The organism is Dietzia sp. MNB45 (assembly GCF_051994785.1).
Lineage (GTDB): Bacteria > Actinomycetota > Actinomycetes > Mycobacteriales > Mycobacteriaceae > Dietzia > Dietzia kunjamensis.
Map to the genome: position 1 here is coordinate 888,387 of NZ_CP163397.1, position 22,173 is coordinate 910,559.

The 22,173-nt window shown below is 71.1% G+C and carries 19 protein-coding genes and 1 tRNA gene; 16 read left to right on the forward strand and 4 right to left on the reverse strand.

Annotated features, from left to right (window positions below; genetic code table 11):
- Positions 1-49 precede the first annotated feature (49 nt).
- From pdxH to AB5G72_RS04315, 3 genes are all read left to right on the forward strand, one after another.
- Complete coding sequence (gene pdxH, locus AB5G72_RS04305) at positions 50-715, forward strand: pyridoxamine 5'-phosphate oxidase (protein WP_082923705.1); 666 nt, start codon at positions 50-52, stop codon at positions 713-715.
- A 148-nt stretch (positions 716-863) separates the two neighbouring features.
- Positions 864-2,153, forward strand: a complete 1,290-nt coding sequence (locus tag AB5G72_RS04310) for a citrate synthase (protein ID WP_096905937.1) — start codon at positions 864-866, stop codon at positions 2,151-2,153.
- Between the two features lie 31 nt (positions 2,154-2,184).
- The gene (locus tag AB5G72_RS04315) at positions 2,185-2,541 is read left to right on the forward strand and encodes an FKBP-type peptidyl-prolyl cis-trans isomerase (protein WP_067712656.1); all 357 of its coding nucleotides are present in this window, start codon (positions 2,185-2,187) and stop codon (positions 2,539-2,541) included.
- A 256-nt stretch (positions 2,542-2,797) separates the two neighbouring features.
- Here AB5G72_RS04315 and AB5G72_RS04320 read toward each other — a convergent pair whose 3' ends face one another.
- Together AB5G72_RS04320 and AB5G72_RS04325 are read right to left on the reverse strand one after the other, a co-directional pair.
- Positions 2,798-4,714 carry an acetate--CoA ligase gene (locus AB5G72_RS04320; protein WP_440221080.1) on the reverse strand — a complete coding sequence of 639 codons (1,917 nt, stop codon included), beginning with the start codon at positions 4,712-4,714 and terminating at the stop codon, positions 2,798-2,800.
- Between the two features lie 62 nt (positions 4,715-4,776).
- Positions 4,777-6,303, reverse strand: coding sequence for a carboxyl transferase domain-containing protein (locus tag AB5G72_RS04325; RefSeq protein ID WP_069389711.1), 1,527 nt, complete (start codon positions 6,301-6,303; stop codon positions 4,777-4,779).
- Between the two features lie 95 nt (positions 6,304-6,398).
- Here AB5G72_RS04325 and AB5G72_RS04330 point away from each other — a divergent pair, with 95 nt between their 5' ends.
- The 5 genes from AB5G72_RS04330 to AB5G72_RS04350 all read left to right on the forward strand — a co-directional run bounded on the left by AB5G72_RS04330 (position 6,399) and on the right by AB5G72_RS04350 (position 11,818).
- Positions 6,399-7,145: an enoyl-CoA hydratase gene (locus tag AB5G72_RS04330; protein WP_317471256.1), complete on the forward strand. Its 747-nt coding sequence runs from the start codon at positions 6,399-6,401 to the stop codon at positions 7,143-7,145.
- A 217-nt stretch (positions 7,146-7,362) separates the two neighbouring features.
- Positions 7,363-8,946 carry a substrate-binding domain-containing protein gene (locus tag AB5G72_RS04335; RefSeq protein ID WP_317471258.1) on the forward strand — a complete coding sequence of 528 codons (1,584 nt, stop codon included), beginning with the start codon at positions 7,363-7,365 and terminating at the stop codon, positions 8,944-8,946.
- Between the two features lie 266 nt (positions 8,947-9,212).
- A complete protein-coding gene (locus tag AB5G72_RS04340) occupies positions 9,213-9,503 on the forward strand; it encodes a DUF485 domain-containing protein (RefSeq protein WP_067712641.1) in 291 nt (96 codons plus the stop codon).
- Positions 9,503-11,122: a solute symporter family protein gene (locus AB5G72_RS04345; RefSeq protein ID WP_067712638.1), complete on the forward strand. Its 1,620-nt coding sequence runs from the start codon at positions 9,503-9,505 to the stop codon at positions 11,120-11,122. The genes AB5G72_RS04340 and AB5G72_RS04345 overlap by 1 nt, the downstream gene beginning before the upstream one ends.
- 135 nt (positions 11,123-11,257) lie before the next feature.
- Positions 11,258-11,818, forward strand: coding sequence for a hypothetical protein (locus AB5G72_RS04350; RefSeq protein ID WP_440221081.1), 561 nt, complete (start codon positions 11,258-11,260; stop codon positions 11,816-11,818).
- Positions 11,819-11,855: 37 nt separating this feature from the next.
- Here AB5G72_RS04350 and AB5G72_RS04355 read toward each other — a convergent pair.
- A tRNA-Arg gene (locus AB5G72_RS04355) sits at positions 11,856-11,931 on the reverse strand.
- Between the two features lie 208 nt (positions 11,932-12,139).
- Here AB5G72_RS04355 and rplM point away from each other — a divergent pair.
- From rplM to glmM, 3 genes are all read left to right on the forward strand, one after another.
- A complete protein-coding gene (gene rplM, locus AB5G72_RS04360) occupies positions 12,140-12,583 on the forward strand; it encodes a 50S ribosomal protein L13 (protein WP_007627425.1) in 444 nt (147 codons plus the stop codon).
- The gene (rpsI, locus tag AB5G72_RS04365) at positions 12,580-13,122 is read left to right on the forward strand and encodes a 30S ribosomal protein S9 (protein ID WP_069389715.1); all 543 of its coding nucleotides are present in this window, start codon (positions 12,580-12,582) and stop codon (positions 13,120-13,122) included. Before rplM ends, rpsI begins: the two co-directional genes overlap by 4 nt.
- Positions 13,123-13,279: 157 nt before the next feature.
- Positions 13,280-14,638, forward strand: coding sequence for a phosphoglucosamine mutase (gene glmM, locus AB5G72_RS04370; RefSeq protein ID WP_132063552.1), 1,359 nt, complete (start codon positions 13,280-13,282; stop codon positions 14,636-14,638).
- A gap of 59 nt (positions 14,639-14,697) precedes the next feature.
- Here glmM and AB5G72_RS04375 read toward each other — a convergent pair whose 3' ends face one another.
- Positions 14,698-15,570 (reverse strand): dienelactone hydrolase family protein, encoded by an 873-nt coding sequence (locus AB5G72_RS04375; RefSeq protein ID WP_440221082.1) that lies wholly within the window; start codon positions 15,568-15,570, stop codon positions 14,698-14,700.
- Between the two features lie 73 nt (positions 15,571-15,643).
- Here AB5G72_RS04375 and glmS point away from each other — a divergent pair, with 73 nt between their 5' ends.
- From glmS to tsaE, 5 genes are read left to right on the forward strand one after another with little or no spacing between them, the layout of a single operon-like run.
- Complete coding sequence (gene glmS, locus AB5G72_RS04380; RefSeq protein ID WP_069389716.1) at positions 15,644-17,500, forward strand: glutamine--fructose-6-phosphate transaminase (isomerizing); 1,857 nt, start codon at positions 15,644-15,646, stop codon at positions 17,498-17,500.
- Positions 17,501-17,519: 19 nt separating this feature from the next.
- Entirely contained in the window at positions 17,520-19,133 is a 1,614-nt protein-coding gene (locus AB5G72_RS04385) for a bifunctional ADP-dependent NAD(P)H-hydrate dehydratase/NAD(P)H-hydrate epimerase (protein ID WP_440221083.1), read from the forward strand.
- A gap of 38 nt (positions 19,134-19,171) precedes the next feature.
- The gene (gene alr / locus AB5G72_RS04390; protein WP_440221084.1) at positions 19,172-20,350 is read left to right on the forward strand and encodes an alanine racemase; all 1,179 of its coding nucleotides are present in this window, start codon (positions 19,172-19,174) and stop codon (positions 20,348-20,350) included.
- Positions 20,347-21,651, forward strand: coding sequence for an alpha/beta fold hydrolase (locus AB5G72_RS04395; RefSeq protein WP_440221085.1), 1,305 nt, complete (start codon positions 20,347-20,349; stop codon positions 21,649-21,651). Before alr ends, AB5G72_RS04395 begins: the two co-directional genes overlap by 4 nt.
- Entirely contained in the window at positions 21,648-22,169 is a 522-nt protein-coding gene (gene tsaE / locus AB5G72_RS04400; protein WP_254050506.1) for a tRNA (adenosine(37)-N6)-threonylcarbamoyltransferase complex ATPase subunit type 1 TsaE, read from the forward strand. Before AB5G72_RS04395 ends, tsaE begins: the two co-directional genes overlap by 4 nt.
- Positions 22,170-22,173: the final 4 nt, after the last annotated feature.

Sequence of the window (22,173 nt, forward strand, 5' to 3'; positions counted from 1 at the left end):
TGGTCCATCGTAGTCCGGCCCGTCCGTGGCCCGGAGTACCGTCTGGGTCATGGAGGAACCCGCCCTGGAACCGGCCGATTTCGACGTGATGCGGGTCGGGTACGGCCTGCATCCGCGCTTGGACGTCGCCGACCTGGACGACGGGTGGCTGCCGCTGTTCACCGCGTGGTTGGAGGAGGCGGGGCGCCGAGGTGTCCGTGAGCCCAACGCGATGGTGCTCGGCACCGTCGGTGCCGACGGCCGGCCCTCGACCAGGACGGTGCTGTGCAAGGGCGCCGACGAGCGGGGGGTGACGTTCTTCACGACGACGACGTCCCGCAAGGGCACGCAGTTGGCGGAGACCGGGTACGCGTCGGTGACCTTCCCGTGGTTAGTCGCCGAGCGTCAGGTCCACATCGAGGGTCCGTGCCATCCGGTCGACCGGGCGGACAGCCTCGACTACTGGCGCACGCGTCCCCGGGGGTCGCAGGTCTCGGCGTGGGCTTCGGAGCAGTCCCGACCGGCCGAATCCGTCGAGGAGCTGGAGTCGCTGTACGCGACCGCGGAGCGGCGACTGGCGGGCGTCGACGAGATCCCCATGCCGGACAGATGGGGCGGGTTCCGGCTGGTGCCCGAACGGGTCGAGTTCTGGCAGGGCGGTCCGGACCGCTTCCACGACCGCGTCGAGTGCCTCCTGGCGGGGGAGACGTGGACGGCCCGCAGGCTCCAGCCCTGACCACCCGCGTCCAGACAGGCTGTGGGGCCGTGGGGGGAGCGTCTGAGAACTCCCTTCGAACCGTGGTCCGCCCTCACGGTAGGGTGTGGCACAGCACATTCGTGGCGGGATTCAGGCCGCCGGGACCAGTCGTCGGAGAGGGAATCGCGTGACCGCAGGCTCGAACGGTTCGGACCGCAATGCAACACTGTCCTACCCCGGCGGTGAGCTCGAACTCGATGTGGTGGAAGCGACCTGCGGAAGCGACGCGGTGCAGCTGGGTTCCCTGCTGGCGAAGACGGGGATGACGACCCTGGACGTCGGGTTCGTCAACACCTCCGCCTGCACCTCCTCGATCACCTACATCGACGGCAACGAGGGCATCCTCCGTCACCGCGGGTACCCGATCGACCAGCTCGCCGACAACGCGTCCTTCCTGGAGGTCTCGTACCTGCTCATCTACGGTGAGGACCCCACGGAGGCCCAGCTCGCCGAGTTCACCGAGAAGGTGCTCGCCGAGACGACGCTGCCCGGCCAGATGATGCCGCTGCTGCAGGCCTTCCCCCGGGACACCCACCCGATGCCCGTCCTGTCGGCCGGCGTGAGCCTCTTCGGGACCCACGGTGACGACCTGGACATCGACGACCCCAAGGCCGTCGACCTGGCCACCGCCCGACTCCTCGGACGCGGCCCGACCCTGGCCGCCGCGATCGAGCGCATCCGGGGCGGCAAGGACGCCATCGACCCGGACCCGTCGCTCGGGTACGTCCGCAACTTCCTGCGGATGACGTTCGGCCCGGACTACGAGGTCACCGACGAGGTCGCCGACGCCCTCGACATGCTCCTCGTGCTGCACGCCGATCACGAGCAGAACTGCTCCACCTCCACCGTCCGCATGGTCGGTTCCTCCGAGGCCCCGCTCTACGCCTCGATCACCGGGGGCATCAACGCGCTGTACGGTCCGCTGCACGGTGGCGCCAACCAGGCTGTGCTGGAGATGCTCGAGCGGATCGACTCGGAGGGCGGCGACGCCACCGACTACATGGACCGGGTCAAGAACAAGGTCGACGGCGTCAAGCTGATGGGCTTCGGCCACCGCGTCTACAAGAGCTACGATCCGCGCGCGCAGATCGCCAAGAAGCACGCGCACGCGCTGCTGTCGCAGAGCAACGACCCGCTGCTCGAGATCGCGCTCAAGCTCGAGGAGACGGCGCTCGCCGACGACTACTTCGTCGAGCGCAAGCTCTACCCGAACGTGGACTTCTACACCGGCCTGATCTACCGCGCGATGGGCTTCCCGACGGAGATGTTCACCGTGCTGTTCGCGCTCGGCCGTATGCCCGGGTGGATCGCGCACTGGCGCGAGATGCGCGAGGATCCGTCCACCAAGATCAACCGCCCGCGTCAGGTCTATACCGGCCCGGCCGAGCGGAGTTTCACCCCGATCAGCCAGCGCTGAACCCGGGAACCTGACTCCAGGAGGAGACACCATGGACAAGCCCGAGATCGACATGCCGACGGGCCCCGCGCCCACCGACCTCGTCGCCGAGGACATCACGGTGGGGGACGGTGCCGAGGCGGTCGCCGGCGGCAACGTCACCGTCCACTACGTGGGGGTCGACTACGAGACCGGTGAGCAGTTCGACTCCTCCTGGGACCGCGGCGAGTCCATCACCTTCCCGCTCAACGGCCTCATCCAGGGTTGGCAGGAGGGGATCCCGGGGATGAAGGTCGGCGGTCGCCGCCAGCTGGTGATCCCGCCGGACAAGGCCTACGGCACCTCCGCGGCGCTGCACCCGCTCGGCGGCAAGACCCTGGTGTTCGTCATCGACCTGCTCAACGCCTGAGCCCTCCTCCCGTAGCCGGGAGACCCGATCGCCCCGTCCTCCCCACGGAGGGCGGGGCGATCGGCGTCGGTAGGGGGGCCGGCAGGGCGGAGATGGCGGGGCGGACGTCGCACGCCTCGTCCGGGCTGACGCGCACCGTGGGGAGCCTGGGGTGTGTGCCCGTTCTGCCCGCATAGACGGGGGCTACGCGCCCGGACTGGTCCCAGGCGGACGCGCACGCCCGCGCAGCCGTGCAGAACCGGCGCGTAGGTCCGGGTTACTTCCTCGGTCGCAGGAAAGGCGCCAGCGCGTCCAGCACGGCCGGGTCCTCGATCGTCGAGGGCACCACGACGTCCTGTTGTCCGTCGGCGATCTGTCGCATGGTCTTGCGCAGGATCTTGCCCGACCGGGTCTTGGGCAGACCCTGGACGACCGTGCAGTCCCGGAACGTGGCCACCGCCCCGATCTCGTCACGCACCATCTCCACCAGCTCGGCGCGTAACTCCTCGGGGTCGCGGACCTGCCCGGACTTGAGCACCACGTACCCGACCGGGCGCTGACCCTTGAGCTCGTCCCTGACCCCGATCACGGCGGCCTCCGCCACGGCGGGGTGGGTCGCGATGACGGCCTCCATCGACCCGGTCGACAGGCGGTGGCCGGCCACGTTGATCACGTCGTCGGTCCGGCCCATCACGTAGACGTAGCCGTCGGAGTCGATGTACCCGCCGTCCCCGGTCGAGTAGTACCCGTCGAAGACCGACATGTATGAGGAGACGAACCGCTCGTCGTCCTCCCACAGCCCCGCCAGCGTCCCCGGTGCCATGGGCAGCTTGATCGCGAGATTGCCCTCCTCGCCCGCGGGCAGCGGGTTGCCCTCGCCGTCGAGAACGTGCAGGTCGTACCCGGGCACGGCGACGGTGGGCGAGCCCGCCTTGATCGGCATCGGCTCCAGACCGCGCAGGTTGGACGCGATCGGCCACCCGGTCTCGGTCTGCCACCAGTTGTCCACCACCGGCGTGCCGAGCTTGTCGGTGGCCCACTGGTAGGTGTCAGGGTCCAGGCGCTCACCCGCGCAGAACAGCGTGCGCAGGGAGGACAGGTCGTACTTGTCGACCTCGGCACCCTCCGGATCCTCCTTGCGCACGGCGCGGACGGCGGTCGGGGCGGTGAACAGCGCGGTGGCACGGTGCTCGGAGATGACCCGCCAGAAGGCCCCGGCATCCGGCGTGCCGACCGGCTTGCCCTCGTAGATGATGGACGTCGCACCGATCAACAGCGGTGCGTAGACGATGTACGAGTGGCCGACCACCCAGCCCACGTCCGAGGCGGTCCACCACACCTCACCCGGCCGGACCCCGTAGACGTTCCACATCGACCACGCGAGCGCGACCGCATGGCCACCGTTGTCCCTCACGACGCCCTTGGGCAGGCCCGTGGTGCCGGAGGTGTAGAGGATGTACAGGGGATCGGTGGCCTTGACGGGCACCGGGGCCGCCCGCTCGGACGCGGCGACGGCGTCATCCCAGTAGCTCCAGGTGGTGCCCGGCGTCTCCGGGAAGGCCTCGTCGGGGAACTGCTCGTGACGCGGGGCCACGATCACGGCACCGGGGGTGTGCCGGGTGAGTTCGAGGGCCTTGGTCACCATGGGGAAGTACGGCACCTTGCGGGTCGGCTCGATCCCGCCGTGGGAGGTCACGATGACCTTCGGGCGCGCGTCGTCGATACGGATCGCCAATTCCGGGGCGGCGAAGCCTCCGAAGACGACGGAGTGCACCGCACCGAGCCGGGCACACGCGAGCATCGCGACGGCCGCGCGGGGAACCATGGGCATGTAGATGACGACCCTGTCGCCCCGCCCGACGCCCTCGGCGGCCAGCGCTCCGGCGAACTCCTCGACCCGGTCCAGCAGCTGGGCGTAGGTGATGGTCTCCTTCACCCCGGTCACGGCGGAGTCGTAGATGAACGCGGCCTGGTCCCCCAGGCCCGCCTCGACGTGGCGGTCCACGCAGTTGTAGGAGGTGTTCAGCTCCCCGTCCGGGAACCAGCGGTAGAACGGCGGGCGAGAGCGGTCGACCGCCGTGGTCGGAGGCGTGGTCCAGTCGATATCCGCCGCGACGTCGAGCCAGAACGCGTCGGGATCGCTGATCGAAAGCCGGTGGGCGGCGGCATAGGACGAGGCGGTGGAGTCCGTCATCGGGAGTTCCCCTCACAGGTGGGAGCGTGCCCGCCGGCCGGGCCGACGGGCTGTGACAGGACTCACTCTAGTGGCAGGCCGAGCTCCCGATACCTCATCATCCGCTCGGCATACCTCCGCTCAGGGGGGCGCCTGCGGACCTCGAGGAGGGCCGCGGCGACGGCATCGGCCATCCGGTCGCAGAAGGATTCCGGTTCGTCGGCGGCGTCGGGCCTCTCCGGGACCACCACGTCCACGATCCCGGCTCCCAGCAGGTCGGCGGAGGTGATCCCCTGCGATCGGGCGACCTCCGGCGCCCGGGAGGTCTCGTGGTGGAGGATGGCGCTGGCGCCCTCGGGCGGGAGCGGTGCGAGCCACCCGTGCCGTGCACACAGGACCCGGTCGGCCGGGAGCAGCGCGAGGGCTGCCCCGCCGGTGCCCTGGCCGAGTATCACCGAGACGGTCGGGCTGGACAGCGTGACCAGGTCCGCGAGGCTCCGGGCGATCTCGCCCGCGAGGCCGCCCTCTTCCGCCTCCCGGGACAGCGCGGCCCCCCGGGTATCGATGAGCAACACCAGCGGAACGCCCATCTCCGCCGCGATCCGCATCCCACGGCGGGCCGACCGCAACGCGGACGGACCGAGCGGGCTCGTCTCGTTCTCCGCATCGCGGTCCTGGGCCAGGACGACCGCGGACTGGCCCCGGAAGCGCGCCAGGGAGAGCAGGAGGGACCCACTGTCCTCTCCCTGCCCCGTCCCCGACAGCGGGACGCGGGTGGGTGCGACCCGGTCGAGGAAGGCGCGGGCGCCCGGGCGGTCGTGCCGGCGGGACCGGGTGATGGCGTCCCAGGCGTCGGGTGGGGTGCCGTCGTCGGGCTCCGGCTCGGGTACGGGGCCGGGCGGTGGGGCCGGCTCGTCGTCGGAGGGCGGGTCCTGGCACAGCACCCGCAACGCCCGCGCGGTGAGGTCCCGCAGGCCCTCGGGAGGGAGGACACCGTCGATCATCCCGCGGCGTGCGAGGTTCTCCGAGACCTGGACGCCGTCGGGGAAGGGGGCGTCGTAGAGGGCCTCGTACACGCGGGGTCCGAGGAACCCGATGAGTGCTCCGGGTTCCGCGACGGACACGTGCCCCAGTGAGCCCCAGGACGCGAACACGCCGCCGGTGGTGGGGTGCCGCAGATAGACGAGGTAGGGCAGGCCAGCGGTCTTGTGTCCCGCCACCGCGGCCGAGATCTTGACCATCTGCAGGAATGCGATCGTGCCCTCCTGCATCCGGGTCCCACCGGAGGTGGGGGAGGCGAGGATGGGCAGGCCCTCGGCGGTCGCCCGTTCGATCGCCGAGACGATCCTCTCGGCGGCGGCGATCCCGATGGAGCCGGCGAGGAAATCGAACTCGCATGCGATGAGCACCACGCGTCGACCCAGCAGGGTTCCTTCGCCGGTGATGACGGACTCGTCCACTCCCGATTTCTCCGCCGCCCGCCGCAGGGAGTCCTCGTACCCGGGCACCGAGTCCACGTGGGGCGGGCGTACCGGAGCGCCGTCCCACGGTCGGAACGAACCGTCATCGAGGACCAGGTCGAGGATCTGCAGTGCTCCCGTTCGCGCCATGACCGCATCGTACGGTGGGGGCGACTACCAGCCGGTATCCTCGGCGCAGGGGTGCGCCGCCGCACCCCCCGTCCCGCAGAGGAGGCCCCGTCGCCATGATCGTCACCCGCAGGGACGGCGCAGTCGTCGTCGTCACCATCGACCGTCACGAGACCCGCAACGCCCTGGACGCCGAGGTGTGTACCGCGCTGCGGGAGGCCGTCGAGGCCGCCGGGGTTGAGGCCGAGTCCGAGGATCCGGTCCGGGCGATCGTCATCACGGGCGCGGGAACCGCGTTCTGCGCCGGGGCCGACCTGTCCGGCGGGGTGTACAACTCGAACTTCTACGACTGCCACGCCGGGATGCTCCGGGCCGTCGAATCGGCTCCCGTGCCGGTCATCGCAGCCGTCAACGGACCGGCCGTGGGCGCCGGTGTGCAGCTCGCGCTGGCCGCGGATCTCCGGGTTGTGGCACCGGGCGGGGTCTTCGCCGTCCCGGTCGTCAAGGTGGGGCTGGCGCTCGACAACTGGACGATCAAGCGGCTCGCCAACGTCGTCGGCGGCGGGCACGCCCGCTCGGTCCTCATGACCGCGCGCCCCGTCGGCGCGGAGGAGGCGGCCCGGATCGGCCTGGCGAACGAGATCGGTGACATGGATTCGGCGATGGAGCTCGCGGCGGAGCTCGCCCGCTCGGCGCCGCTGAGCCTGCGGCACATCAAGACCGTCATCAACGACGACGACGCCCGGCTGCTCCCGCGGGACGAGCACACCGAGCTCCAGCTCCGGGCCTGGGGCAGTGAGGACATGGCCGAGGCCCGGGCCGCGCGCGCCGAGAAGAGGCCCCCCGTCTTCCGCGGACGCTGACGCGCCACACCAGCGGTGGGGCGCGCCGCGGCGGCTCCCACGTGTCGGCCCCACGTGGACCCCGGCCCGGGTACGATTCCAGCGCCCGACCCGGATCCGCCTGACGTGGGCGTCTGGCACGGCCCCGGGTAAATGACATCCAGGGGGAACGCCAGCGATGGCCAGGCACAGTGCGTCGCCGCAGAGTGGGAATCCGACGGCCCGCAGGGTCGTCCTCGTGGGAGCCGCGCTCCTCGCGGTCGTGCTCGTCGCGGTACTGGTGCTCGCCGGGCTCTCCCGGGCCGGTGTCGGTGGATTCTGTGGAGACGACCTCCGGATCAGTGTCGCCGCCGAGCCCGAGATCGCCGACCACGTGGATGCCCTGGCCGAGGATGCCGACGGGTGCTATTCCTTCGAGGTCGCCCCTGTCTCGTCGGCTGACCTCGCCGGGCGTGTCGCCTCCCGTGAGGCGCTCCCCGACATCTGGGTCCCGGACTCGGCGGTGCGGCTCGCGCAACTGTCGCGGGACGTGCAGATCCCCTTCGACACGGTGGTGAACTCGCTCGCGTCCACCCCGGTGGTCATCGCGTCCCGCGACACCCCGGTCGACATGTCGACGTGGACCTCCGCCCTGGCGACCCCGGGACTGATGATGGGCGATCCCGTCCGGTCCGGGATCGCGGACGCGCCGATCCTCGCCGCCGCGTCCGAGGTGGAGATCATGCGGTCGACCGCGGACGCACTGGGCGCGTCCATGGCGATCCTGGCGCAGGGGCAGATGAGCCGCATGGAGGTTCCCCCGACATCGCGCGAGATGCTGGACAGGGTGGTCTCCGGGGGCGGCGCGACGATCGTGACGGAGCGTGAGGCGGTGCTCGCCCGGCGTGAGGCCCCGCACGCGGGACTCCAGATCGCCGCTCCCGCCACCGGGGCGGTGTTCCTCGGGTACCCGCTGGCGGTGACCACCCAGGACCCGACCCGGCGAGCCGAGGTCGCCGGTGCCGCCGAAGCACTCCGCGACGCCACGGCCTCGCCCGCCCACCGCGACGGCCTCTCGGCGGACGGTTTCCGGAAAGCGGACCGCGCGCCCCTCGCGGACGGGTCAGGGGTGGGCGAGATCGAGATGCTCGTCGTCCGCGACCCCGACCGCCTCCACGGCGTCCTCCGACGGTGGCGGGTGTTGGCGATGCCCGGGCGGTCCCTCGTCCTGGTGGACACCTCGGGATCGATGGGATTCGGGATACCGGGTACGGACCGGACCCGGATCGAGGCACTGGTCGCCACGGCGGGCGCCGGCCTCGGGCAGTTCCCCGACGACGCGGCTCTCGGGCTGTGGGCGTTCGGCGGGGCCGCCGGCCGGGATGGCAGGCCCTACGCGGAGGTCGCGCCACTCCGACGACTCGACGAGGCCGGCGCCGACGGTTCGCACCGGGAGGCCCTCGGCGGCGCGCTGGCGGCCCTGCCCGGTCTGGTGGGCGGCGGAACCGACCTCTACCGGTCCGTACTCGACGCCTACGCCCAGGTGCGCTCCGGCTACGACCCCAACATGGTCAATTCGATCATCGTGATCTCCGACGGGGCCGACGACGCCACCTCGGACCTCGACGAAGGGGAGTTCCTCGCCCGACTACGCGACATGGTCACCCCGTCGCGCCCGGTGATCGTCGTGACGATCAGTCTGCTCGACGACGCCGCGCCGGGCACCCTGGCGGAGATCTCCCGGGTGACCGGCGGCAGCAGCCACGTCGCGCGGACGCCCGACGAGATCGTGCGGGTGTTCGCCGACGCGGTGGGCCGTCGCGGAGCGGCGCCCGGCGCCTGACTCCCTTAACCCCGGATAGAGGTAGCTGCCCCCTCGGATGGGGGTGCGGCATCCTCCGGTTTCCAGGGAATCGACCGCGTTGCCTGAGAGTCTTCGCCGAGAACTTGTGTTACGTGTCACACTTCCTCCGTCACTATCTGTGAGGCGCATCACTACAGGGGTGCGCTGATGAGAACCCGAAACGGAGGACCTCCGTGTCCCAACCAACTGATCCGCCGACGGGGGGCGCATCGCGGCGAACCCCAGGAACGGCGGAGTTCACGGCGATGCAGTCCAGCCCCGCCTTCCAGGAGTTGCGCAGCAAGTTCCGGGCGTTCGTCTTCCCCATGACCGTCGCCTTCCTCATCTGGTACTTCCTCTATGTCATCCTCGCCGTCTACGCCACGGACTTCATGGCCACGAAGGTCTTCGGAAACATCACCTGGGGGCTGATCATCGGGCTGGGGCAGTTCGTGACCACCTTCCTCATCACGTTCCTCTACATCCGGTTCGCCAACCGCGTGATCGACCCCCGTGCGGAATCCATCCGCCTCGAGCTGGAAGGTGAGGCTGTCTGATGGATTGGCTACTCAACATCAATGAACTCACGCCGGGTGAGCAGGTAGGCAGCACGCTACTCAACATGGTCGTGTTCGGGATCTTCATCGTCATCACGATGACGCTCGTCCTGAGGGCATCCAAGTCCACGAAGTCGACGAAGGACTTCTACACCGGTGGGTCGAGCTTCACCGGTCCGCAGAACGGGTTCGCGATCGCCGGTGACTATCTGTCGGCGGCATCCTTCCTCGGCATCGCCGGCGCCATCGCGATCAACGGCTACGACGGCTTCCTCTACTCGATCGGATTCCTCGTCGCCTGGCTCGTCGCCCTGATGCTCGTCGCCGAGCTGATGCGCAACACCGGCCGGTTCACCATGGCCGACGTGCTCAGCTTCCGCCTCAACCAGCGGCCCGTCCGGATGGCGGCGGCCCTGGCCACCCTCGCGGTGTGCCTGTTCTATCTCATCGCCCAGATGGCGGGCGCGGGTGGCCTCGTCGCCCTCCTGCTGAACATCAACGACTCCACGGGGCAGGCGATCGTCGTCGCGGCCGTGGGGCTGCTGATGATCGTCTACGTGCTGGTCGGCGGCATGAAGGGCACGACCTACGTCCAGATGGTCAAGGCCGTCCTGCTGGTCAGTGGCGTCCTCATCATGTGCCTCATGGTTCTCGTGGCCGCCCGCGGCAACTTCTCCGCGCTCCTGGGTGAGGCCGTCGCGAACTCGGGCAAGGATCTGTTGCAGCCCGGTCTGCAGTACGGCGCCACCGAGACCAGCAAGCTGGACTTCGTCTCGCTGTCGATCGCGCTCGTCTTCGGTACCGCCGGCCTGCCCCACGTGCTCATGCGCTTCTACACGGTCCCCACCGCCAAGGAGGCCCGCCGGTCCGTCACCTGGGCCATCGCCCTCATCGGCGGGTTCTACCTGTTCACCCTCGTGCTCGGCTTCGGTGCCGCGGCGATGGTCGGACCGGAGGTGATCGAGGCGGCGCCCGGTGGCGTGAACTCGGCGGCACCGCTACTCGCATTCGCCCTCGGCGGTGAGATCTTCCTCGGCATCATCTCCGCGGTCGCCTTCGCGACGATCCTGGCGGTGGTGGCCGGGTTGGCGATCACGGCGTCCGCATCGTTCGCGCACGACATCTACAACGGCGTGATCAAGCACGGCAAGGCCACCGAGAAGTCGCAACTCCGGGTCTCGCGGATCACGGTCGTCGTGATCGGGCTCCTGTCGATCGTCATGGGTATCGGCGCCATGGGGCAGAACATCGCCTTCCTCGTCGCCCTGGCCTTCGCGATCGCCGCATCGGCGAACCTGCCGACCATCCTGTACTCGCTGTTCTGGAAGCGGTTCAACACCACCGGCGCACTGTTCTCGATGTACGGCGGGCTCATCAGCACCCTGGTGCTGATCGCGCTCTCGCCGGCGGTCTCCGGTGGCGAGAAGTCGATGATCACCAGTGTCGACTTCTCCCTGTTCCCGCTCTCGAACCCGGGCATCGTGTCGATCCCGCTGGCGTTCCTGCTGGGTATCGTCGGCACGTTCATCGGGAAGAAGGACGAGTTCCCGGAGAAGCGGGTGGAGATGGAGGTCCGTTCCCTCACCGGTGTCGGTGTGGAGAAGACCATCGCTCACTGACGTCTCCTCGGCGGGCCCACCACCACGGGCCCCCGCCGGGTCCGCCCGGTCGTCCTCGGACGACCGGGCGGACCTCGTCGTGGGCCGGGAGGGACTACCCTCGGTGGGCACCACACCGATTCGGAGGCGGTAGAGATGTATCCCGGACAGGACGACCAGACCCGACGCATGGGGCAGCAGCCCGACTCGCGTGCCTACTCGCGGATGGGCGACGACCAGGCCTACGACCCCGCCTATGACGACGGCTACGGAGCCGACGGGGGATACGCCGCCGCGCCCGCGGCGAAGCGCCGTGGCCCCGCCCTCGATGTGGGCAAGTTCGCCGGCAGCGTGGTCGCGACCGCCCTCGTGGCGGCCATCGCCGGATGGCTGATCGCATGGATCGTGGAAGCGGTGTTCTCGCGTTTCGGGCACCAGTGGGCCAACGGCGGGAACACGCCCACGATGTACGCGGTCTACGGGGCTGTCGCCGCGCTTCTCGCCGGGCTGCTCTGGTACCTGCTGCTCGTCGGCACGGCCAACCCCCAGCAGTTCTACTCCTGGACCGTCGGGCTGCTCATCGTCGCCGCCGTGGCGCTGCCGCTGCTGGTCACGGTGCCGTTCCTCGACGGCCTGGCGGCCGCGATCGTCCACCTGTTCATCGGGTTGCCGATCCTGGCGCTGACCAGCGCGTTCTCCGCGACTCTCCGGCGATGACGCGCCTGCGGCGGCCGTGACGGCTGGCCGCTGTGGGTGGTGCCCCCGAGAGGAATCGAACCTCCGACACCGGCTTTAGGAGAGCCGTGCTCTATCCACTGAGCTACGAGGGCGGGAACCGGGGAGAGTCTAACCGATGGGCAGGGGATCGTGATCGCCGACTTGGAGAGAGTGGTCCCGGCCGGTAGTCTTGACCGTCGGCGTCCATGTCGTCCCCTGGTGGGGCGGTGGACCACCTCGCGCGGGTCACCACCGGCCGCCGTTCGAGGGGGAGGGCGCCCGCCCGGCCGGCAGCCCACTAGACAGACAGAGGTATCGCCTGTGTCCACGTACACCCCCAAGCCCGGGGACGTGACGCGCGCCTGGTACGTCATCGACGCCACTGATGTGGTTCTCGGTCGACTCGCCGTCCAGGTCGCCAACATCCTCCGTGGCAAGCACAAGCCGCAGTTCGCCCCGAACGCCGACACCGGCGACTTCGTCATCATCATCAACGCCGACAAGGTCGCGATCTCGTCCAACAAGCGTGACCGCGTGGTGCAGCACCGCCACTCCGGTTTCCCGGGCGGCCTGAAGTCGCAGACCCTGGGCAAGGCCATGGACACCCGTCCCGATCGCGTCGTCGAGAAGGCCGTCAAGGGCATGCTGCCGAGCAACAAGCTCGGCCGTGCCGTCGCCTCCAAGCTCAAGGTGTACGCGGGTCCCGATCACCCGCACGCCGCCCAGCAGCCCGTGCCCTTCGAGATCAAGCAGGTGGCCCAGTGACCGACGAGAACATCACCCCCGAGGCCGAGGTCGCCGACGACGTGGTGGCGGACCTCGCCGCCGAGGTCGCCGAGGACTACAGCGAGGCCGACTACGCCGGTGGCACCGACTTCGTCGCCGATGCCGACGCCCAGCTGGGGTCGACCGTCACCTCCGGTCCGGCCCAGGCCGTCGGACGTCGCAAGGAAGCCGTCGCCCGCGTGCGCCTGCTCCCCGGTTCCGGCCAGTTCACCCTGAACGGCCGCACCCTCGAGGAGTACTTCCCGAACAAGGTGCACCAGCAGCTCGTCAAGTCGCCGCTGGTCCTCGTCGAGCGCGACGAGCAGTTCGACATCGTGGCACTGCTCCACGGTGGCGGCCCCTCGGGTCAGGCCGGCGCGCTGCGTCTGGCCATCGCCCGCGCGCTCATCCAGTACTCGCCGGACGACCGCCCGGCGCTCAAGAAGGCGGGCTTCCTCACGCGCGACGCCCGTGCCGTCGAGCGCAAGAAGGCCGGCCTCAAGAAGGCCCGTAAGGCCCCGCAGTACTCGAAGCGCTGATCCACCCGGGTCGCGTCACCGGAGCAGGCCCCTGCGTATGCGGGGCCTGCTCCGATCCATTTGCCCACTGCACTGTCGGTCGGGGTTATCCTGACCCGGCCATTCACGCCCACCGTCCGCGGCGGGGCGAACCACCACCCCCGGAGGACCACACGATATGACGCGACTGTTCGGCACCGACGGGGTCCGCGGACTCGCCAACCGGACCCTCACCGTCGACCTGGCCGTGCGCCTGGGGGCGGCCGCCGCGGCGGTCCTGGCGACCGAGGTCGAGCCGTCGCCCCGCCGGGCCGGATCCCGGCCCGTCGCCGTCGTCGGCCGTGACCCCCGTGTCTCCGGGGAGATGCTCGAGGCCGCCCTGGCCGCCGGCCTGGCGAGTCAGGGCGTCGATGTCCTGCTCGTGGGCGAGTTGCCGACCCCGGCCGTCGCCCACCTCACGGCCCAGCACGAGGCCGAGCTGGGTGCCGTGATCTCCGCCTCGCACAACGCGATGCCGGACAACGGCATCAAGTTCTTCGCCGCCGGGGGCCACAAGCTGGCCGACGAGGTGGAGGACCGTGTCGAGGCCGCCCTCACCGACGGTGCCATCACCGGACCGACCGGCTCAGCGATCGGCCGTATCTCGCGGGCGCCGCAGGAGGACGCCCTGGACGGCTATGTCCGGCACCTGCTCGATGCCACGCCGGGCCGGTTGGACGGGCTCGTCGTCGTCGTCGACTGCGCCAACGGCGCCGCTAGCGCGGCGGCCCCGCGTGCCTACCGCGAGGCCGGCGCCACGGTGATCGAGATCCACGCCAGCCCCGACGGCTACAACATCAACGACAACTGCGGTTCCACCCACCTCGACGACGTCCGCGCCGCGGTGCGCGCGCACGGTGCCGACCTGGGCCTGGCGCACGACGGCGACGCGGACCGGTGTCTGGCCATCGACGCCTCCGGCGAGGTTGTCGACGGCGACCAGATCATGGCGATCCTGGCCCTGGCGATGCGCGACTCCGGGGAACTCGTCGGCAACACACTGGTGGCCACCATCATGAGCAACCTGGGGCTCAAGGTCGCCATGCGGGAGGCCGGGATCGAGATCACCGAGACCAAGGTGGGCGACCGCTACGTCCTCGAGCGTCTGCGCGAGGGTGGGTACAGCCTCGGCGGCGAACAGTCCGGGCACCTCGTGCTGCCCGCCCACGCCACCACCGGTGACGGCGTGCTCACCGGGTTGCGCCTCATGGCCCGCATGGCGGAGACCGGCAAGTCGCTGGCCGAGCTCGCCGGGGTCATGACCGTGCTGCCGCAGGTCCTCGTCAACGTGCCGGTCGAGGACAAGGCCGCAGTCGTGGCATCCGGGGCGGTCTGTGACGCCGTGGTGGGGGAGGAGCGCAGGCTCGGCTCCACAGGCCGCGTGCTTCTGCGTCCCTCCGGCACCGAGCAGCTCGTCCGCGTGATGGTCGAGGCGGAGGACGCGAACCTGGCCGGCGAGGTCGCCGAGCGCCTGGCGGGCGTGGTCGCCGCCGTGTGACCGTCCGGGCCCGTGCGCTCTCCGGCGCCGGGCCCCGGCGACCGGGCCCCGGAGGGCGATCAGCCGCCCGTGAAGGACTTGACCAGCTTGAGCATCGGCGGGGCGCTGGCGAGCAGGTCGTCGGCCTCCTCGTCGAGCATCTCGTGGGTGACCGTGACGGTGCCCTTGAACTCCGCCTCCGGATCGGCGAACGCGGCATAGGTGTCGTCGTCGGTCAGGGTGGCCAGCAGGTACCCCGCCAGCAGCGGGCGCACGGCCCGATGGGTGCGGAGGTCGGGGTCCGCCAACCCGACCCGCTCGAGAAGCGGGTTGCGCTCGACCAGACCCGTCTCGATCGCCTTCTCCAGGCGTCGGTGTACCAGGTCGCCGCGCCACAGGCGCTGCAGATCGCGGGCGTCCTCGGAGTGGACCCCGCCCGCACCCGAGAGCAGCAGGGCGGGGGCGTCGACGGTCATCGCCCGATCGGCGGCCGAGGGCACGGTCTCGGTGGGGAAGACCATGACCACCCCGTCGATGTCGGTGCGCTGGGAGGCCAGCAGCGCGGCGACCCCACCGCCGAGACCGTGCCCGGCCACGGCGATCCGGTGTGGATCTGCCCGGACGGCCCCACGGCCCAGGGTGGCCTGGAGGACGTCCTCCAGCGCGGCGGACAGGTGATCCGCGTAGTGCTGGTGGTTCGGCCTCAGGCCGCGGTCCGAGGCGGGCGCCACCACCACGAACCCCCACGACGCGAGATGCTTGAGGGTGTCGACGTAAGCCTCGGGCCCCCTGGTCCAGTCGTGGGCCCAACCCACGAGCGGGGCCGGCGACGGAGCGCCGCGGGGGACGAACACGACCCCCGGCGTCCCGGTGAAACCGAGGTCGCCCCTGTCGACACCGTAGGGGCCGCGTCGGGACACCCGGGCGAGCAGTTCCTTCGTCTTCTTGGCCACGATGGCCACAGTATCGCCTCGGGGGCGACGAAGGGGCGAGGGTCCCCGGACTGCGTGGCTACACTTAGCGGCCATGTGCGGAATCGTCGGATATGTCGGGCACAGGCCCGCCCTCCCTGTCGTCGTCGAGGCCCTGCGGCGGATGGAGTACCGCGGCTACGACTCGGCTGGTGTCGCCGTCCTCGACGGCGCGGGCACCTCCCGGGTCGAGAAGAAGGAGGGCAAGCTCGCCAACCTCGAGGCGGAGCTCACGGCGGCGGGCGGGGGCGGGTTCCCGGGTACCACCGGCATCGGCCACACCCGCTGGGCCACCCACGGTCGCCCGAGCGACCGGAACGCCCACCCGCACGTCTCGGGCGACGTCGCGATCGTGCACAACGGCATCATCGAGAACTTCGCCCCGCTGCGCGCGGAGCTCGAGGCCGCCGGGGTCGATCTGGAGTCCGACACCGACTCGGAGGTGGCCGCCCACCTGGTGCGGTGCGAGATGGAGTCGGGCCGCAGCGGCGGTGACTTCGTCGCCGCGTGCCGCACCGTGCTCCGCCGCCTCGAGGGCGCGTTCACCCTTGTCTTCAGTCACGCGGCCCACCCGGACGTCCTGGTGGCCGCGCGGCGCTCGACCCCGCTGGTGCTGGGCGTCGGCGAAGGCGAGATGTTCCTCGGTTCCGACGTCGCGGCGTTCATCGAGCACACCCGCGAGGCGGTCGAGCTCGGCCAGGACAACGTCGTGGTGTTGCGGGCCGACTCCTACGAGATCACCGACTTCGCCGGTGAGCCCAGCGAGGGGCGCCCCTTCCACATCGACTGGGATCTCGCCGCCGCCGAGAAGGGCGGTTACGACTACTTCATGCTCAAGGAGATCGCCGAGCAGCCGCAGGCGGTCGCCGACACGCTGCTGGGCCATTTCCAGAACGGCCGCATCGTGTTGGACGAGCAGCGGATGACCGACCAGGACCTGAGGGACATCGACAAGGTGTTCATCGTCGCCTGCGGCAGCGCCTATCACTCCGGCATGGTCGCCAAGTACGCGATCGAGCACTGGACGCGCCTGCCATGCGAGGTCGAGATCGCCTCGGAGTTCCGTTATCGCGACCCGGTCCTGGACCGTTCCACGCTGGTGGTGGCCATCTCCCAGTCCGGCGAGACCGCGGACACCCTCGAGGCGGTCCGCCACGCCAAGTCCCAGAAGGCGCGCGTCCTGGCCGTGTGCAACACCAACGGCTCGCAGATCCCGCGCGAGGCCGACGCCGTCCTGTACACGCACGCCGGTCCCGAGATCGGTGTGGCGTCGACGAAGGCGTACCTGGCGCAGATCACCGCCAACTACCTTGTGGGCCTCGCGCTCGCGCAGGCCCGCGGCACCAAGTACCCGGACGAGGTCGCCGCCGAGTTCCGTCAACTCGAGCAGATGCCGCACGAGATCCAGAAGGTCGTGGACTCCCTCGACCCGGTCCGCGGGATCGCCCGGGAGCTCGCCGGCGCCAAGTCGGTGCTGTTCCTGGGGCGCCACGTCGGCTACCCGACGGCCCTCGAGGGCGCGCTCAAGCTCAAGGAGCTCGCGTACATGCACGCCGAGGGCTTCCCGGCGGGCGAACTCAAGCACGGGCCCATCGCGCTCATCGAGGAGGGCCTGCCGGTCTTCATCGTGATGCCGCCGGTCGAGGGCCGCGGGGTGCTGCACTCGAAGCTGGTGAGCAACATCCAGGAGATCAGGGCCCGCGGCGCGCGGACCATCGTGATCGCCGAGGAGGGTGACGACGTCGTCCGGCCGCTGTCGGACTACTTCATCCCGATCCCGGCGTCGACCACTCTCCTGCAGCCGCTGCTGGCCACCATCCCGTACCAGGCGTTCGCGGCCGAGGTCGCGGCCGCGCGGGGGTACGACGTGGACAAGCCGCGGAACCTCGCCAAGTCCGTCACGGTCGAGTAGGACGGCGGGGGCCACGGCAATGAGGCGCGCTCACCCGGTCGGGCAGATCAGGGATGCCGAGCGCCCGCTCATCGCCGCCGCCGCAGCCTCCGGGGACCCGGATGCGGTGATGCGCCGTGCCGCGGCCGGGGTGGCCCACCACACCGCCGTCCTACTGAGGGAGCGCACCGGGGGCCTCTATGGCCGGACGGTGCAGCTGCTGGTCGGTGCCGGCGACAACGGGGGCGACGCGCTCTACGCCGGCGCGATGCTCCGGGCCCGTGGCTGTCGCGTCGACGCCGTGATGCTCGACCCGGACCGCGCACACGCTCGCGGCCTGGTCGCCCTGCGCCGTGTCGGCGGGCGGATCCACGACACGGAGTCGGTGGGCTCTCGTCTTCCGGTCCCGGATGTCGCCGTCGACGGCGTGGTGGGCCTGGGCGGACGCGGACCGCTGCGCCAGCCGGCCGACCGGATCGTCAACGGCCTGGCCGCGGCCGGGGTTCCGTGGGTGGCAGTGGATCTGCCCAGCGGGGTCGACGCCGACACCGGCACCGTCCACGACGCCCACGTTCCCGCCACCCTCACCGTGACGTTCGGGCTGCTGCGGCGGGCCCACTTGCTGGCTTCGCCGGTGTGCGGCCGCGTCGAGGTGGTGGATATCGGCCTCATCGATCCCACGGATCCCGTGCAGGCGCGTCGTCTGCAGATGCAGGAGCGCGTGCCGGACTATCTGAGCGCCGGTCCGAACACTGTCGTCGCCCACTCCCGCGCCGAGGTGGGGCGCACGTGGCCGGTGCCCGGCCCGGCCGACGACAAGTACACCCAGGGCGTCGTGGCCGTGCGCGCTGGATCCGACCGGTATCCGGGGGCAGCGGTGCTGTGTGCGTCCGCCGCCGTGGCGGCGACGTCGGGGATGGTGAGGTACGTCGGATCCGGCGCGGGGGCGGTGCTCGCGGCCCGACCGGAGGTGGTGTGCCACCCGACGGTGGCCGAGGCCGGCACCGCCCAGGCGTGGGTGGTGGGGCCGGGCGGCGGGACGGGGACCGACGCGGTGGCCGACATCGACGCGGTCCTGTCGACGGGACGGCCCACCGTCCTCGACGCCGACGCCCTCACCTGCATCGCCACCCACCCCGTGCTGCTGCGCAGCGCCACCGCGCCCGTACTGCTCACCCCGCATGCCGGCGAGTTCGACCGCCTCACCGGTGGATGGGACCGCGGGGACCGCCCCGGCGCGCTGCGCCGCTTCGTCGCGGGTCTGCGCGAGCGCGGGATCGGGGCGACGGTGCTGCTCAAGGGGCGGGTCACCCTGATAGACGACGGCGAGACGACGTTCGCCGTGGATGTCGGTTCCTCGTGGGCCGCGACAGCGGGTTCGGGCGATGTCCTGGCCGGGATGGCGGGCGCGCTGCTGGCGAGCGGCATAGGTGTCGGTGGCACGGGGGTTGGTGGCAGGGGTGTCGGTGGCAGGGGGGTGGGCGGTTCCGTTCCCGGGGAGTCGTTGGCGTGGCCGGCGGTCGCGGCCGCGACGGCGCACGGGGAGGCCGCGCGGCGGGCCGCGCACCGCCAGGGAGTGGCGGGTGCGCCGATCGGGGCCTCCGATCTGCTGGCAGCAGTGCCGGGAGCGATCTCCGCCCTGCGGGGGGCGTGAATCGCCCACCGGTGGTGCTTTTTGGCAGTATTGACGAAATGGGTCCAGTTGTCCCCCCGGCGCCGTGCCGCGCCGAGATCGATCTGGACGCGATCGAGCACAACAGTCGCGTCCTGGTCCGAGCTGCGCGCGGGGCGCGGGTCATGGCCGTGGTCAAGGCGGACGCCTATGGTCATGGGGCCGTCCCGGTCTCACTGGCCGCACTGCGCGGAGGCGCGCACGCCCTCGGCGTGACGACCATCGCGGAGGCGACGCAGCTGCGGTCGGCGGGGATCGGCGCCGAGATCCTGGCGTGGCTCTACTCGGCGTCCGATGACGTCCGGTCGGCCCTGGAGGCCGACATCGACCTCGCCGTCCCGAGCCCGGGTCACCTCGACACCGTGCTCGAGGCCGCCCGACGTACCGGCCGCCGCGCGCGGATCACCCCCAAGATCGACACGGGTCTCGCCCGGTCGGGCATCGCGTTGGAGGACTGGCCGGCCGTACTCGAGCGGCTGGTCGCGGCGACCGCCGGCGGTCTCGTCGAGGTGACGGGGTTGATGGCGCACTTCGCCCACGCCGATGATCCGGGCAACCCGGTGATCGACCTGCAGGTGGCCCGGCTGCACGAGTGCGTGTCCCTCGCGCGTGCCCGGGGGCTGGAGTGCCCGGTCAACCACCACGCCAACTCGGCGGCGACCCTGACCCGACCCGAGGACGGTTTCGAGATGGTCCGGCCGGGGATCGCGCTCTACGGTCTCAACCCGGTCGAGGGCCTGGAGGCCGACCTGGTCCCGGCCATGACGTTCTCGGCGGAGGTCCTCCTGGTGAGGCGCGTGTCCGCCGGTCAGGGCGTGAGCTACGGGCACACGTGGCACGCCCCGCACGACACCACCGTTGCCCTGATCGCTGCCGGTTACGCCGACGGGGTGTGGCGGCTGCTGTCGGGCCGGATGGATGTCACGATCGGCGGACGCCGCTATCCGAACGTCGGCCGCGTCTGTATGGACCAGTTCGTCGTCGACCTCGGCCCGGAGCCCGCGACGCCGGTCCGGGTGGGGGACACCGCGGTGCTGTTCGGGAACGGGGCCGACGGCGGCCCGACGGCCGCCGAGTGGGCCAGGACGGTCGGCACCATCCACTACGAGGTGGTCACCGCTGTGCGGGGACGTGCCGAGAGGCACCACGTCCTGAGCGCGTCGCACGGTGCCGACCGGGGGCGGGAGGCCGCGATATGAGCGAGGACGACGACGACGGCGAGGTGACCGGTCGCAGCGGAAGGCCCCGGATCCGTCTGCCCAGACGCCCGGCCCGGTCCGCCGCCGAGGAGCCGGTGGAGATCCGACCACCCGAGGTCGTGGGGGGCGCGCCCGGGGATCTCGAGGCGATCAGGGAGCATATCCGGACCCCGGGAGGGCTGCGTGCGGGCCTGGGAGCCCTCGGTGCGGCCACGCTCGGTTCGGTGGTCACCCTGCTGCCCGGTCGACGCGCCAACGACCCGTGGGCGGGCGAAGACATGTGGGAACTCGGAGTGGACCGTGGCTCCATGGTCGCGGCCTCCGACGGCGTACCGCTCGCGGTGCGGGAGGCTGGGCCCACCGATGCGCCGATGACCGTCGTGTTCGCCCACGGCTACACCCTGTCGATGGACAGCTGGCACTTCCAGCGGCGGCATCTCGCGGACCGGTTCGGCTCGGAGATCCGGATGGTGTTCTACGACCAGCGTGGACACGGGCTGAGCGGGATGAGTTCGCGGAAGAACTCCACCATCGACCAGCTGTCCCGGGACCTCGACACCGTCATCTCGGCGACGGCACCCACCGGTCCGGTGGTGGTGATCGGGCATTCCATGGGCGGGATGACGGTCATGGGATATGCCGCGCGCCACCCGGAGACCGTGCGGGAGCGCGTCCTGGGGGCCGGGCTGGTCTCCACCGCGATGGCCGAGCTCTCCGAGGCGGGGCTCGGCGCGGTGCTCGACAACAAATCCGTCGCGCGGCTCGCCGGTCTCGCAGGCCGGAGTCCCGGGGTGTTCACCAACGGTCGGCGGGCCCTCGGGGCGATCATCTCGCCGTTCATCTACGGCGGCTCGTTCGGTGACCCCGCCACGATGAGCCCGACCGTCGCCCGGTTCGTGGACAAACTCATCGGCTCGACCGACGTGCTGACCATCGCCAACTTCTTCGAGACCCTCACCCAGCACGACGAGTCGGCCGCCGTGCCCGTCCTGCGGGACGTCCGCACGACCGTCCTGTGCGGTGACCGCGACCTGCTCACCCCGCTCGACCGGTCGGTCGACATCGTCGAGGAACTGCCGGACGCCGAGTTCGTGGTGGTCCCGGGTGCCGGGCACATGGTGATGCTGGAGGAGCCCGCCCACGTGTCCGAGGTGCTGGGGGACCTGGTGGCCGACGCGATCATCGAATGGCGGGAGCGGGAGCGCCGCGCCGACGGCGTGGGCCGCGCCGCCATGCCCCCGCCGGGCCGGGGCGCCGGTGGGGAGACGGCCCCGTCCACCGACCACGACCGGGCCTCGTGACGATCCGCGTCCCCGGGGAGCGCGACCTGCCGACGGCGGAGGACACCCGGGCACTGGGCGCCGAGCTCGCCGGCCTCCTGCGGGCCGGCGACGTGGTGATCCTCGACGGCCCCCTCGGCGCCGGCAAGACCGCGCTGACCACCGGGATCGCCGCCGGCCTGGGGGTACGCGGGCGCATCACCTCGCCGACCTTCGTCATCGCCCGTCGCCACGCCCCGGCGACGCCCGGCCGTCCGGGGCTGGTCCACGTCGACGCCTACCGACTGCTCGGCGGCCAGGACCCGGACGGTCCGCAACCGACCAGGGCCGACCTGGCCGACGAACTGGAATCGCTCGACCTCGACACGGCACTCGACAGCGACGTGGTGGTCGTCGAGTGGGGCGCCGGATTCGTCGACTCCCTCGTCGAGGCGCCACTGGTCGTCACCCTGCGTCGGCCCGACGGCACCGACGTCCGGACGGCGAGCTGGCGCCGGGACGCCTCGGACGGTCCCGCACCCGGCCCGGCGGTACCCTGACCCC

Excerpts from the sequence above, each read along its gene's own strand:
- pdxH (WP_082923705.1), top strand. The coding sequence starts at position 50 with ATGGAGGAACCCGCCCTGGAACCGGCCGATTTCGACGTGATGCGGGTC.
- AB5G72_RS04315 (WP_067712656.1), top strand. The coding sequence starts at position 2,185 with ATGGACAAGCCCGAGATCGACATGCCGACGGGCCCCGCGCCCACCGAC.
- AB5G72_RS04320 (WP_440221080.1), bottom strand. The coding sequence starts at position 4,714 with ATGACGGACTCCACCGCCTCGTCCTATGCCGCCGCCCACCGGCTTTCG.
- AB5G72_RS04325 (WP_069389711.1), bottom strand. The coding sequence starts at position 6,303 with ATGGCGCGAACGGGAGCACTGCAGATCCTCGACCTGGTCCTCGATGAC.
- AB5G72_RS04330 (WP_317471256.1), top strand. The coding sequence starts at position 6,399 with ATGATCGTCACCCGCAGGGACGGCGCAGTCGTCGTCGTCACCATCGAC.
- AB5G72_RS04340 (WP_067712641.1), top strand. The coding sequence starts at position 9,213 with ATGCAGTCCAGCCCCGCCTTCCAGGAGTTGCGCAGCAAGTTCCGGGCG.
- AB5G72_RS04345 (WP_067712638.1), top strand. The coding sequence starts at position 9,503 with ATGGATTGGCTACTCAACATCAATGAACTCACGCCGGGTGAGCAGGTA.
- AB5G72_RS04350 (WP_440221081.1), top strand. The coding sequence starts at position 11,258 with ATGTATCCCGGACAGGACGACCAGACCCGACGCATGGGGCAGCAGCCC.
- glmM (WP_132063552.1), top strand. The coding sequence starts at position 13,280 with ATGACGCGACTGTTCGGCACCGACGGGGTCCGCGGACTCGCCAACCGG.
- glmS (WP_069389716.1), top strand. The coding sequence starts at position 15,644 with ATGTGCGGAATCGTCGGATATGTCGGGCACAGGCCCGCCCTCCCTGTC.
- AB5G72_RS04385 (WP_440221083.1), top strand. The coding sequence starts at position 17,520 with ATGAGGCGCGCTCACCCGGTCGGGCAGATCAGGGATGCCGAGCGCCCG.
- alr (WP_440221084.1), top strand. The coding sequence starts at position 19,172 with ATGGGTCCAGTTGTCCCCCCGGCGCCGTGCCGCGCCGAGATCGATCTG.
- AB5G72_RS04395 (WP_440221085.1), top strand. The coding sequence starts at position 20,347 with ATGAGCGAGGACGACGACGACGGCGAGGTGACCGGTCGCAGCGGAAGG.